Raw genomic sequence first — 13,323 nt, forward strand, 5'->3', positions numbered from 1 at the left:
CCGGTCATCCGTGATCGGGCGCTGCACTGCCCTTCCCTTTCGTGTAACTCAAGGACCTGCGGTATGAACGGACAAGCCTGGTTATTGCTGTTCGAAGGCGCCTGGACGACCCTCTGGATATCCGCCACGGCGATTGCCATCGGCGTTGTGCTCGGTCTCGCCATCGCCTTGGTACGCATGGCAAAAGTCCCCTTTGTCGATCAACTGCTGGTGCTCTACATCAGCCTGGCCCGCGCCACCCCGTTGGTGACGTTTGTACTGTTTCTGTTTCTCTCGGCGCCGACTTTCGGCATCAACATGAACCGCAACACCGCAGCCATCGTCGCCATGACCCTGAATACCGCCGCCTTCAACGCCGAGATCTGGCGTGCGGCCTTCCTGAGTTTTTCCCGCGAACAGAAGGAAGCCGCACTGGCGTGCGGTATGACCAGCGGGGTGTTCTTCCGGCGCATCATGCTGCCGCAGATGATTACCACCAGCCTCCCTGGCCTGGTCAACGAAATGTCGTTCCTGATCAAGGGCAGCCCGGCCATTGCCGTAATCGGCATTGTCGACCTGACCCGTGTGACCAACCGCATCGCCGCGGTGACGTACGACCCCCTCCCGCCGATTCTCGCCGCTGCACTGCTGTACATGCTGATCATCAGTGCCCTGCTCAAGCTGCAGGCAATGGCGGAAAAGAAAGCCAATCGACTGGCGATGTAAGGAGCCCACACCATGACTGAATGGAGCATTCTCTGGGACGCGCGCGAGGTCTTCAGCAACGGCTTGATCGCCACCGTGCAATTGTTCGTCCTCTCGACCCTTTGCGCCTTTGTGCTGGGCTGCGCGCTGGTCTACCAACTGGAACACGGCAACCGCCTGTCCAGGGCGTTGCGCCTGTTGATCAACCTGATGCGCACACTGCCCTTCCTGATCCTCGCCTACCTGTTGTACTACGGGCTACCACCACTGGGCCTGCGCCTGAGTGCCTGGTCGGCGGGGCTGCTGGCACTGATCGTGTACCACGCGGCGTACTTCGCCGAGATTTTGCGGGGCAGCCGCCTGGTCATGCCCGAAGGCTACGTGGAAGCCGCCAAGGCCCACGGTTTCACACCGCTGCGCCTGTACCTGCGGATCATCCTGCCGACCTTGGTGATCAAGACGCGTCCGCTGCTGGGCAATCAACTGATCATCGCCCTCAAAGACACCGCGTTCCTGACCATCATCACCGTGCAGGAACTGACGGCCGCGGCCAACTCGGTGCAATCGACCTATTTCATTCCCACCCAGGCGTTCGTCGTGGTGATCGTGCTGTATTGGCTGATCAGCATCTGCCTGGAACTGGCACTCAAACGCGCTGCCCGGTTCGGCGCAAAACGAGGGTTCGACTATGTCTGAGCACACACACGCAAGCGATGTACCTGCGGTCAGTATCAAGAAAATGTCCAAGAGCTTTGGTGATATCGAGGTATTGCGCGATATCGACCTGGTGGTCAACAAAGGTGAGGTCGTCAGTGTGCTGGGCTCATCCGGCTCAGGAAAGTCGACCATGTTGCGTTGCATCAACTGGCTGGAAGAGCCCGACCGCGGCACCATTCATATCGCCGGCCAGCGGATCGGCGTGAATGAACACGCCGGGCGCAAGATGACCGGCAAGGAGCTGGCAACCGTGCGGGCAAAAACCGGCATGGTGTTCCAGGGGTTCAATCTATGGCCACACCTGAGCGTGATCCAGAACGTCATGGAGGCCCCGATCTACGTCAAGGGCATGCCCAAGGAGCAGGCCCGGGCCATTGCCATCGAACTGCTGGAAAAAGTCGGCCTGGCCGACAAGCACAACGCCTTCCCCTTCACCTTGTCCGGCGGGCAGAAGCAGCGCGTGGCGATTGCCCGTGCACTGGCCATGAGCCCGGAAGTGATCCTGTTCGATGAGCCGACTTCGGCTCTGGACCCCGAGCGGGTCGGTGAGGTGTTGACCGTGATGAAGAACCTCTCCGCCGAGGGCTACACCATGATCGTGGTCACCCACGAAATGGAGTTTGCCCGCGCAGTGTCCGATCAGGTGGTGTTCCTCGAAAAGGGCCTGATCATCGAAAAGGCACCACCGGCGCAATTTTTCACCAACCCGAAGACCGAACGGGTGCGCAAGTTCCTCGAGATTTCCGCCTGACACCCCTTCTTTCTGCGCCCAGGTCGCCGCCGGCCCCGTGCGCACTCACGACTCACACCAACGAGGTAACACATGAACAAGGTCGCATTCATCACCGGTGCAACATCGGGCTTCGGCCGCGCCACGGCAAGGCGCTTCGCCGACGCCGGCTGGTCCCTCGTGCTCAGTGGCCGGCGTCTGGAACGCCTTCAGGCACTGCAACAGGAACTGGGCGACAAGGTGCCCGTGCATATTGCTGCCCTGGATGTGCGTGATGCCCCGGCGGTGCAGCAACTGGTCGACACCTTGCCAGAGGGGTTTGCCTGCATCCACGCGCTGATCAACAACGCCGGCCTCGCCCTGGCGCCAGACCCCGCGCAAAACGTGGCACTGGAAGACTGGCACACGATGATCGACACCAATATTACCGGGCTGGTCAACGTCACCCATGCGCTGCTGCCGCGGTTACTGGAAACCGGCAAGGGCGCGAGCATCATCAACATCGGTTCGGTGGCCGGCGAATGGCCTTATCCGGGCGGTCACGTCTATGGCGCCAGCAAGGCGTTCGTCAAACAGTTCAGTTACAACCTGCGTTGCGACCTGATCGCCACCGGCATCCGGGTTACCGACATCGCCCCGGGAATGGCTGAAACCGAGTTCACCCTGGTGAGGACCAAGGGCAACCAGGCTGCCTCGGACGCCTTGTATGGCAGCACTACGCCGTTGACTGCCGAGGATATTGCCGAGCAGATCTACTACGTCTGTAACCTGCCCGAGCACATCAACATCAACCGTCTGGAGATCATGCCGAGCCGCCAGGCCTGGTCGCCGTTTGCGATTGATCGTGATCGGTAAGGGAATACATCCGGCTTTCTCAATACAACGCACCGCAGGCTTTGAAGCCCCGGTGCGTTTTTTTATGGGCTGACAAGGGCATCGATCAAGGTCGCGCCAGACAACACCACCAGGAGCACACCGATCACCGTTTGCAACGACATAGGTTTGCGCCGGAACAGCCACTGCCCCAGCACGTTCCCTGCCAGCGCCGGTAGCAACAGCGACATGGCAAAGTCCACTTGCGCACGGTTCAGCGCTTGCAGTAGCCACAAACTGACCAACGCGCTGGCACTGCTGACGGCGAAAAAGACAATCGCCGTACCCCGCACACTGGCCATCGACAGGCCGCTGCGCAACAGATAGACCACCAGCGGTGGGCCGCCTGCAGAAGCCATTGCCGTGGCCAACCCCGAAACCAGACCGGCCGGCAAGGCCCAACGCCTGCCCAGCACCGTTGGCGCGCGACCCGCAGCAGGCTTGATCAGAACCAGTACGCCACCGAGCAGGCACAGCCCGGCAGTCACGGGTGCCATCCAGTGCCCAGGAAGCCTGGCCAGGGCCAGGGCTCCCAGTGGCACCGCCAGTAACATTCCAACGATCAGGCGCATTCCCACCTGGGCATGAAATGTCGCCAAGGCACTGGGCCACAGGCTCACACTGCACAGCAGATCGAGCATCAACACCACCGGAATCACCTGGGCCGGCGCCAGGCTGGCGAGCAAGCCCAAGGTCAGGACCATGGCGAAGCCAAAGCCACTGTAACCGCGTACCACACCGGCGGCGAACGCCAGAAACATGAACATAGTACCGACCCCTTGAGTTTCCATTGGCAGGACTCTAAGGGGACGATCCGGTACTCGACAGGGCCAGTTGCAACGGGTGAACGGGCCAACGTTGATGCTAACCGGGGTTGCTGGCCAACGCCTCACGTGTCAGCTGCAACAGCAAGGCCTGGCACGCGACCTGACGTTCGTCGTTGATCACGTTGACACGAGCCAGGTACTCGGCTTCCGGTACTGTTTCCGCTTCTTCCAGCAGTGTGTTCAAGCGCTGATGAAAGGGGGCATCAGCGACCTCAAGTCGCGCCTGTTCGGTGCGTTCCAGATGCTCTTGCCAAAACTCCCGCTGTACCTGCCAGGTTGCCAGCTGTTCGGTTGTTTCAGCGTCCAGCACCCGCTTGTGTGCCCGCTCGATACGTGCGGCATCTACACCCGCGACCTGCGCGAACAGCATGCCGCCTGACTGTGCCGGCAGGTCCGGCGATTCACGCACCCCCACCCGTTGTCAGAACAGTAGTACAGAAATACAGCAGGAAAAAAGGACCCAAAGGTCCTTCTACCTTCTTAAACACAACATCAGGCTAGTCACCCAATGCCACGGAAAGCTGAAATTTTCCAAACGGATTCAACATCAGGTTTTCAGAGCCTGTTCACAGGCCTCCTGCTCGAGCCTCAGCAGCCGTTCATTTCTTGCAGCCGCACGAATCTCGTCATAAAGCTTCCTGGGGAGCAATCGCCTGGCATGACGCATGAACAACGCCTGCTCGGACACATAACTGTCCAGCTCTCGCCGACGCCGCTCCTCCTTGATGCGGTTCTGTTCGGCACAGCGCGTGACGCGCAGCCCCGCGAGTTCCCTCTTGCGCATGATGATTGCGTAATTGACCTTTCTGAGCCACTGCGGATCGAGGTCATTGCGCCCTGACCAGGCATCCTGACGCGCGACCTTGATCTGTGCGCGCATGGCGGTGATTTCAGCCACCAGGGTGGCCTCCCGGTTCTGCATCGCGATTACGTTCTGGCTTGCATCCTGCAAATCACGGCTATTGATCAACACACGGGCCTCCTCATGCACAGGCTCTGATGGCTACGCTTCACGGGGCCGCAAATCCGGCCTGCACTACCTTCAATGCAGGTTGCTCAAGCAAGCCACGGGGCAACCGAAAGCCTTCAAACGGCTGCTGGGTAATGGGATTGAAGGCCTTTTCGGCATTCAGCCGATAGCGCATCACTCCGTCTCCCGTCCTGAAGCTCAGATCTACACTGGTGGCGGTACGGCCGTTGAGCGATCCACGGCTGAGCAGACGGAACATCGACCAGGGGCCGCGGTACTCAAGACTGCTGCTGTTGCCATTGAGCTTGAGCAAGGTAAGGTTGCTGCGCACCTGCTGCCCCTGGGTGTTGGGCCAGATCACCCCGGTGATCTGCCGTGGGCCATGGGTGTAGGAAATCAGCTGGCCATCCAGATCCAGCAGGCTGGTGCGCTGATTCGCGCTAAGCCCCAATGGTTCGATACTGAACTGCACGCTAAGATTGCCGCGCTGATCAAAGAAGGTTTCGCGGATACGGTCAGCGGTTTGCAGCTGCGCGATGACGTCACTACGGATCAACGAACCGCCCTGTGCGTCGGTGTTCAATGCGTCGAGGTTGTCTTCAAGGAAGACCTTCAGGTACTGGTTCTGGAACTGCTGCAGCCGCCCCTTGGGCCCGAAGAACGCCTCAAAGTCTTCAAGCGATGCATCGGGTGCCCGTGCCACGAAGGGATAGCGCCCAGCCAAACGCTGCTGGAAGAAGCTGTAGACGTCGGCATCCCAGCGCCGTTCCAACTCCCGCAACGCCTCGACATTCAGTACCCGTGCGGTCTGGTCTGCCACCTTCCTTACCTGTTGCCTGACGGGCTCGGGCAGGCCTGTAGCAACACGCTGCAAGGTACCGATGGGGTCGGGGCCGTCCATCGCGAAGCGCTGGAGTACAACCTGCAACGCGGACTTGCCCCGGTCCGAACTGTCCTGCACTGCTTTGGCGTAGTCATACACCGCCCCGATTGCGCTGAGCGTTTCATCGTAGTAACTCGGCTGCTCGCCTTTGGGCTCGAGCAAGGAATTCAGGCCCGAGAAAGTCCGGCGTATGCCTGCGGCCTGCTGTGTCTCCACGCTATCTGCATTAGCAAGAACTGCAGCTGGGACCTGTTCTTTCTGCACAGCTGGCAGCACGTGTATGGCGGTGTTATCCCGCACCGTTTCCAGCAGCCGCAACAGCGGGGCCGCAGGTCCCGTCATGTGCTCCAGTACCGAGACACCATGGTTCAGGTCACGGAAGTCGGTCACGGTAAATGCGTTCAATGCCCGTCGCCAGCTGTCGATGTAATCGGCGCTGTACAGATTGCGAACACGCTCGGTCAACGCGTCGCGATCAGCGTGCGAGTAGTCCAACTGGCTGCGTTCGCCCAAGGCCCACTGATCGATCATGGCCATGTCGGCGATCTGCTGGCTTCGCGGTTCGAAATACTCGGTGAAGCCCTTGGCCGTCACCAGCGGCGCCAGCAGGAGGTTAACGGCTTCGGCGCTTGGCCGGTACACGATATCGAACACAGGGCCAACCTGATTTCGCAAGTCGAGCCCCGTATGCAATTGCTCCTGGGCCTGTTGCTTGAGTGCGGCATAGACCCGCTGCGGCAACGGCACCTTGCGCAGTGCCTGCTGAACCTCAGCGACCTGCTCGCGATACTGTGGCAAGTCTGCGTCTGCGTAGGCCAAGGCGTACTGCAGGTGAAGCATGAGATCACGCTGCAACTGGCTCTGGCCGGGATAGGCCTGTTGCCACTGCTGGGCCATCCAGTCCTCGACCCACTGCGCACGACGGTTCTGGCGATCTTCGAGCATGCGATAAACGCGCAATGCCGCCATCTGCTGCTCACTGCCTTCAGGCGCCGTGTTCATTGCATCGACGACCCCGCTGGCAAGGGCCGGCAGAAACCGTTTTGACAACAGACTCAGGTAGGCCTCATCAACCCTAGGCCCAATGGCACGCCCTTGATAGAGACCAAAATCCGCCACTGCCGGCCATGCCGCGCGATAGTCGCCAAACACTGACACAGCCTCGCGAATCTGCCCCAATGGCCCCAGCAGGTTCCGCCCGGTCGGGTCTAGCCGCTGGTCAACTTCGTGGTGACTGTACTCCTGGCTTTTGGCAAGTACACCGGCGGCCTTGATTTCGTTGATATCGAAGTAGCGATGCCAGGTGGCGAAACCGACGGCGACAGCCAGCACGCCAACCCCTGAACCGACCCACAACAGATGACGTTTGTTGCGCGCCACTTTGACGTTATCACCGGCCAGCCCTGCCTCTTTGTAGATAACCCGCTGGAACACCTGCTGGGCGAAATAGACCAGCGCCTTGCGTTGCGCCTTGCCTTCGCGCAACGGCAGCACTGTTCGGTAAGGCTGGGCCGCCTCGCGGACAAAAGCATTGGTCATATCGCCTTGCTGAAGCACCGAAGACCAGTACAGTCCGCGCACCAGTGCCGGCGTGGTAAAGCGGTCACTCACCAAGGTCTCACGCAGGAAAGCAATCAGCACCGGACGCAAACCAATCAATTGCGCGTGCAACGACACGAGGCGCTCTCGGTGACGAGGGTCACTCAGCACGCGCAGATGTTCCATCATCTGCTCGTACAGCAGCGCTATCAGCTTGTCGTAGTGTTCAGCAAACTCGTCCAGCCAGACGTCGAACGCATTGACGGCATCCAGCTTGAACGTGAACCCCAGCACCTGCTCACGCTGGTCGGCCGAAAGGCGACTGAAGAACGCTTCGAATCCATCCAGCAAATCGAACTTGCTCATCACCACGTAGAGGGGCAAACGCGAGCCCAACTGGTTGCTCAGTTCATACAGGCGGGTACGCAACACATGGGCAAGAGCGCCGCGTGCCTCGGGTGTGGCATGCAGCAAGGCGGGCAGGTCGACAACCAGCAACAAGCCATTCAGGGCCCGTCGGCTACGATTGCGTACCAGCCAGGCCAACAAGTGGTTCCACAGCTTCGCCTGCGCTCCCGCCGGTACTGCCGTCCCCGTAGCAGAGGGTTCGATCTGCAACTCGCTGGTCACCGAGTGCTGGGTGATGAATTCGCCGGGTGGATCGATGATCACGGCATCGTTGCTGATCCACCAGCCCACCGGATGGTCGTGGCCTTGTACCTGGCGACCACGGGCCTGGGCCTTGCTGATGCGGGTCAGGGAAAAGCTTTGGTTCGAACGGTTGATGAAGCTGCTCTTGCCGGCGTGCTCCTGCCCCAGAACCAGGTACCAGGGCAGCCGATACAGCGCTCGCCGTCCACCGGCATTGGCGAGGTAGTTGGCAAGCTCCTGGTTCAATGCCTGCTCCTGGGCGTTTATCCATGACAAGCATGGGTCAGCTGCAACCGCAGCTTCCTGTGCGCGCTCTGATTCAAGCCGCCGGTAGCGACCTCGGAGGACAAGCAGCCAGGCCAGCATTGGCACCAGGACCAACATCAGTGTGGCGACACTGCGATGCGCGACGCTGGCCAGTGGATGTTGCTCACGCCATGTCCACTGCGGGCCAAGCCACCAGATGGCGACCCACGACAGCAACATGCCAACCACCAGCAACACCGGCATTGCCATGCCAACGCGGGTGGCCAACGGCAAGCCCCAACCTTTGAACAGATTCCATAATTGATTCATGAGGGCTCCAAGTCCTTGTTCTGATCCGCCAGCGCCGAGGCGGCAGCAAACTGCTCAAGCCGCTGAAATACTTCTGGCTCCCAGGCATCCGCCGTGGTCTGTCGCATAGTCCGGGCAACGCTGGCGCACAGGTCCTGGGCAAGCCAGGCGACGCCGCGGGACGCCAGCAGATCGGCCGCAATCACCGTGGTGTGGCAGCGCTCGCGGGGTGAGCGGTAGTCCGCCAGCCTGCTCTGCAGTTTCAGCAATACCGGCTCCACTCCCCCCGCCTCCAGCTGGCTGGTCAATTCCTCCCGCAGGCTGCCGAACTCCTGGGCAGCGGCCCCTTGGCCGACCTGACCTTGCGCACCTTTGAGCCAGGCGAGCGTTTGCTCGTCGACGAATGCCGTGCCATTGCTGAAGCACAATTGCTGCAACGCCGGCAAACGCTGAACGAACCGGGCAGTGGTACTGCGAATGGCTTCGGCCACCTCGCCCATCGCCAGCCGTGTGGCGAGGGTGGCTGCCAGGAAGCTGCCACGAATCCAGTAAGGTGAAGCCGTGACGCTCTTCTCGATACGCAATAGCAAAGCCGGGTCAATCGCCGTGCTGGCGACAGCCTCTTCGTAGCCGCCGACGATATCTGCCGGAAAAGCCACCAACTCGGTACGGCGTTCCCGCTTGGCGGTCGGCGGTGCCTGAATGTGGGCCCACAACCCAAAACGGCGCAGTTGGTAGCCGGTGGCGTCGTACAGGTCCTGCTGGTTGATGAACTCGGCCATGCTCAACACCGCACGACGGGTCTCGCGCTCGTTGCCCAGGGCGATACTGGCTTTGGCTGGAACGAAGGCATCGGCCAAGGGCGCCGCTTCAATCCCCGACGAAACTGACCTGTCTGAAGAAGACGCCACCGGCCCATTGGCGCCCTCCACCTGCTTGAGCAGCAAGCGTTCCAGTTCGCTCACCGCAACCGGATCGAGTTGTGCCTGCGCCACCTGCTGTTGCAGGCCTGCCAATGCCGCTTGCGCCGTCAGCGCATGGGCCTGGCTGAAGGTAAAGCGATCAAGACGCGGCAGCGCTTCGGCAAGGCGATTGATGAGCAGGCTGACCAGCTTGCGCTTCCCCAGAAACCCTTTGGCACCTGGCGTGGGGTAGGCCGATTCCCAGTAACGCTCGACCATCCCGGCAACCAGCGCCAGCGTGAGCCCCCAACGCTCCCAGCAACCGCTGCGCAGCCAGGCAACACCCAGGTGCGCAACGATCCGCAAGTGTTTGCAGTGCTGTTGCAAATACTGACCAGACGCCTCTTCGATGTAGGCCCAATCGATCGAGGCTTCCTGAAGGCCGCCCAGCTTGACCATCTCCTGGTCGATCGCCTGGTAGGTCTCGTCTTCGATGTCGAACAAACCGACAGGAGGCCCGCCGGCGATCGGCGCGAGCAACCGGACGACCTCGTGCACCGGCACCTGAGTTACCACCGACATGATTGACGCGCCTGGTCGATCAGCAGGTCCAGGCCCTGCGCGTCAAATGTAAGCCCGTCGACAACCGGATGATCGCTGATCACCTGGATACGGTGGGCACCGATCAGTTTCTTGATCTGCTCGATGGCCGGCAACCCTCTGCCGGCATCAAGCAGTTGCCCGTTCTCCATCACCTGCCAGGGCGTCGCCGATGTCGAGCCCCGCGCCCCTTGCAACTGCACCTTCACCCAGTTGGCATCGATGGGTTGCCCGGTAACCAACTGCAGCCTGGAAATGCTCTGCACACAGCTGATGGCAAGGTACGGCCGGGGCTCGACCGAGGCGATCGCCGGTGCGGTGATGAGCAGTCGCTGCTGCGCCCTCGCCCCTTCGTCCCGGACGCTCAGGTGGAAGGTCAAATCATCCGGCGCCCGTGTGGCCTCGCTCGCCATCACGCTGAACACGCTGGGTATGTCGTACTCCGGCGCTGACCATGCGCGACCGGGCTCTTGCCTTGTCATGCGGGCGGGCGTGCCTGCTGCCTCATCGAAGCAGGCAAGACGTTCGACATTGGACACAATCTGCGGGCAATCCCGAGCAGGCTTCGCTAACGCCAGCTCGGCAACTATCAGCAATGAAAAACCAGCGCCATATACACAACGTGTAATCATCGTAACGCCACTCTCATTAAATACTACAAACTACATACATGGATGCGCACAACATTCGACAATAACGCATCAAAATCCAGCACTACGAAACCCGGAAGGAAATTCACGAACAAGCCTATTACAACAAACCAATTACATACAAATTAATATTTCCTTACACTTCCACTCTCGACCCTAATGCGCTTTTTAATGCATGGTTTTTAAATCTACAACACACACTTAAAAACATTTAGTTCATTACATACAAAGAAACCAAGGAAAGCTCCTACAAATACCCAAGCTCAAGCCTGGCCATCTTGACCTGCACAGTTCAATCAATACACCAGAGGGAGTTACATACATGTCAAAACATAGGGGTTCCGTAGCCCCCAAAGAGCGCATAAATATCAAGTATGTGCCCGCCACAGGTGGCGAACAGGCCGAAATCGAGCTACCTCATAAAATGCTGGTCATGGGGGATTTCGGACTGAATGACAGCCGCGCTCTCGAAGATCGGCCGCTCATGCGCATCGACAAACACAGCTTCAACAGTGTGTTGAAGGACGCTGATGTGAGCCTGAACATATCGGTACCTTCTGCGCTCAGCCCGGTGCCTGACGCCGAACTGGCGGTCAATCTGCAGTTCAAGTCGATCAACGACTTCGGACCGGACCAGATTGCGCGCCAGGTGCCGGAGCTGAACAAGCTGCTGGAACTGCGCGAAGCATTGGTGGCACTGAAGGGGCCGCTGGGCAACGTCCCCGCTTTCCGCAAGCAGTTGCAACAGTTGTTGAATGATGCGCAGGCCCGCAAACAACTCGCGCAAGAACTGAACCTGGTGCTCGAAGCGCCAGTAGCAGATTAAGACAACGGAGCGTCTCCATGCCTAGCCAGAACAGCACCACTCTAACCGCTGACGTGACGACTGACACGCCGGGCAATACTCTATTACTCGACCAGATCATGGCCGAAACAATGTTGGTACCGACCCAGGAAGGCTATCAAGTTGCCAAGCAAGGTGTGGCCGCATTTGTCGGAGAAATCCTCAAAAGTCATGAGCCGGATCAACTAATCAACAAACATCGCGTTGACCAGATGATTGCCGAAGTTGATCGCATACTCAGCAAGCAGATGGATGCCATCCTGCACCAACCTGAGTTCCAGCAACTTGAATCTGCCTGGCGCAGCCTGAGCCTGTTGGTCGACCGTACGGACTTTCGCGAAAACATAAAACTCGAAGTCCTGCATGTCAGCAAAGAAGACTTGCTCGATGATTTCGAAAACGCTGCCGACATCACCTGCAGCGGGCTTTACAAACATGTTTACACCGCAGGCTATGGACAGTTTGGCGGTGAGCCTGTCGCGGCCATGGTCGGTAATTACAGCTTCGGCCCCTCCTCCCCCGACATCAAACTGTTGAGCTACATGGCGTCGGTAGGCGCCATGTCCCATGCCCCGTTTCTTACTGCCCCCGCGCCTGAGTTTTTCAACTTGAGCAGCTTTGAAGGCCTGCCCGACCTGAAAGAAATCAGCGACATCTTCGCCGGCCCACGGCATGCCAAGTGGCGAGCGTTCCGCGAGAGCGAAGATGCCCGCCACACCGCACTGGTAGCCCCGCGTTTCATGCTCCGGTCTGCCTACCATCATCAGGAGCAGCCCATCAGCAGTTTCAACTACGACGAAAACATCGACGGCCAGCACCAGAACTACCTGTGGGGTAACGCTGCCTTCCTCATGGCCAGTTGCATCAACGACAGTTTTGCCCGCTACCGCTGGTGCCCGAACATCATCGGCCCGCAGTCCGGTGGCACCGTCGAAGACCTGCCCGTACACCTTTACGAATCGCTGGGCCAACTGCAGGCAAAGATTCCTACCGAGGTACTGATCTCCGACCGCAAGGAATTCGAGCTGGCCGAAGAAGGGTTCATCGCCCTGACCATGCGCAAGGACAGCGACAACGCTGCATTCTTCTCGGCCAACTCGGTGCAAAAGCCCAAGACCTTCGCCAGAACGCCCGAAGGCTTGCAAGCGCAGACCAACTACAAGCTCGGTACCCAGCTTCCGTACCTGTTCATCGTCAACCGGCTGGCCCACTACATCAAAGTCCTGCAACGCGAACAGATCGGTAGCTGGAAGGAGCGGCACGACCTTGAATCCGAGCTCAACAAGTGGATCAAGCAGTACGTTGCCGACCAGGAAAACCCCTCGGCCGATGTGCGCAGCCGCCGCCCCCTGCGGGCAGCCAAGGTCGAAGTATCGGACGTTGCCGGTGATCCGGGCTGGTATCAGGTTTCGCTCGCAGTTCGTCCGCACTTCAAATACATGGGCGCAAACTTCGAGATCTCGCTGGTTGGCCGGCTCGACACACAATGAGCGGCTTGTTCGACCGCCTGAAAATGGAGCCGACAAGCGCTCGCCCGCTCTCCCGGCGAGAGCGGGCCGGGGAGAAGTTCGACAGCATCAAGCGTCACCTCGAGACCTTGCTCAACACCCGCCAGGGGTGCTCACAGAGCGCCCCCACGCTGGGCCTGCGAGATTTCAACGGGCATGACCTGAGTAGTGGCGACCTGCTCCAGCAGGTCAGCACCGACATCCGTAGCACCGTTGAGCACTTCGAGCCACGAATACGCGTGCACGCCCTGAAGGCCGTGCCGGATACCCATGCGCCATTGGAGCTGCACTTCCATCTGGATTGCCAGGTGCGGGTGAACGACCACACCGAGCAGCTGCAGATCGAACTGCTGGTCAACGGCAACAGCCGTTACACCCGGGTAAGGTAGC

13 protein-coding genes are annotated in these 13,323 nt (G+C 59.7%); 7 read left to right on the top strand and 6 right to left on the bottom strand.

The features are described 5' to 3' along the window. The first annotated feature begins 63 nt into the window (after nt 1-63). From DM813_RS22375 to DM813_RS22390, 4 genes are all read left to right on the top strand, one after another. On the top strand, nt 64-705 hold the full coding sequence (locus DM813_RS22375; protein ID WP_128325583.1) for an amino acid ABC transporter permease: 642 nt from the start codon (nt 64-66) through the stop codon (nt 703-705). Nucleotides 706-717: 12 nt separating this feature from the next. Further along, nucleotides 718-1,380 (top strand): amino acid ABC transporter permease, encoded by a 663-nt coding sequence (locus DM813_RS22380; protein WP_128325584.1) that lies wholly within the window; start codon nt 718-720, stop codon nt 1,378-1,380. Continuing rightward, complete coding sequence (locus tag DM813_RS22385; RefSeq protein ID WP_128325585.1) at nt 1,373-2,152, top strand: amino acid ABC transporter ATP-binding protein; 780 nt, start codon at nt 1,373-1,375, stop codon at nt 2,150-2,152. Before DM813_RS22380 ends, DM813_RS22385 begins: the two co-directional genes overlap by 8 nt. Before the next feature lie 72 nt (nt 2,153-2,224). Further along, nucleotides 2,225-2,986: an SDR family NAD(P)-dependent oxidoreductase gene (locus tag DM813_RS22390; protein ID WP_128325586.1), complete on the top strand. Its 762-nt coding sequence runs from the start codon at nt 2,225-2,227 to the stop codon at nt 2,984-2,986. 62 nt (nt 2,987-3,048) lie between these two features. On the opposite strand, the gene DM813_RS22395 is transcribed toward DM813_RS22390, so the two are convergent. The 6 genes from DM813_RS22395 to vasI form a co-directional block, all read right to left on the bottom strand. After that, on the bottom strand, nt 3,049-3,771 hold the full coding sequence (locus DM813_RS22395; protein WP_128325587.1) for a sulfite exporter TauE/SafE family protein: 723 nt from the start codon (nt 3,769-3,771) through the stop codon (nt 3,049-3,051). 97 nt (nt 3,772-3,868) lie between these two features. After that, nucleotides 3,869-4,240, bottom strand: a complete 372-nt coding sequence (locus DM813_RS22400; protein ID WP_164897281.1) for an NEL-type E3 ubiquitin ligase domain-containing protein — start codon at nt 4,238-4,240, stop codon at nt 3,869-3,871. Between the two features lie 138 nt (nt 4,241-4,378). Continuing rightward, nucleotides 4,379-4,804: a hypothetical protein gene (locus tag DM813_RS22405; RefSeq protein WP_128325589.1), complete on the bottom strand. Its 426-nt coding sequence runs from the start codon at nt 4,802-4,804 to the stop codon at nt 4,379-4,381. 37 nt (nt 4,805-4,841) lie between these two features. Further along, nucleotides 4,842-8,450, bottom strand: a complete 3,609-nt coding sequence (gene tssM, locus DM813_RS22410) for a type VI secretion system membrane subunit TssM (RefSeq protein ID WP_128325590.1) — start codon at nt 8,448-8,450, stop codon at nt 4,842-4,844. Then, on the bottom strand, nt 8,447-9,913 hold the full coding sequence (gene tssA, locus DM813_RS22415) for a type VI secretion system protein TssA (protein WP_128325591.1): 1,467 nt from the start codon (nt 9,911-9,913) through the stop codon (nt 8,447-8,449). Before tssA ends, tssM begins: the two co-directional genes overlap by 4 nt. Continuing rightward, complete coding sequence (gene vasI / locus DM813_RS22420) at nt 9,901-10,470, bottom strand: type VI secretion system-associated protein VasI (protein WP_241653236.1); 570 nt, start codon at nt 10,468-10,470, stop codon at nt 9,901-9,903. The genes tssA and vasI overlap by 13 nt, the downstream gene beginning before the upstream one ends. Nucleotides 10,471-10,903: 433 nt before the next feature. On the opposite strand from vasI, the gene tssB reads away from it, so the two are divergent. From tssB to tssE, 3 genes are read left to right on the top strand one after another with little or no spacing between them, the layout of a single operon-like run. Further along, a complete protein-coding gene (tssB, locus tag DM813_RS22425) occupies nt 10,904-11,407 on the top strand; it encodes a type VI secretion system contractile sheath small subunit (protein ID WP_128325593.1) in 504 nt (167 codons plus the stop codon). 17 nt (nt 11,408-11,424) lie between these two features. Beyond that, complete coding sequence (gene tssC, locus DM813_RS22430; protein ID WP_128325594.1) at nt 11,425-12,915, top strand: type VI secretion system contractile sheath large subunit; 1,491 nt, start codon at nt 11,425-11,427, stop codon at nt 12,913-12,915. After that, nucleotides 12,912-13,322, top strand: coding sequence for a type VI secretion system baseplate subunit TssE (gene tssE / locus DM813_RS22435; protein WP_128325595.1), 411 nt, complete (start codon nt 12,912-12,914; stop codon nt 13,320-13,322). The genes tssC and tssE overlap by 4 nt, the downstream gene beginning before the upstream one ends. Nucleotide 13,323 lies beyond the last annotated feature (1 nt).

This window comes from Pseudomonas alkylphenolica, assembly GCF_004025535.1.
Classification (GTDB): domain Bacteria; phylum Pseudomonadota; class Gammaproteobacteria; order Pseudomonadales; family Pseudomonadaceae; genus Aquipseudomonas; species Aquipseudomonas alkylphenolica_A.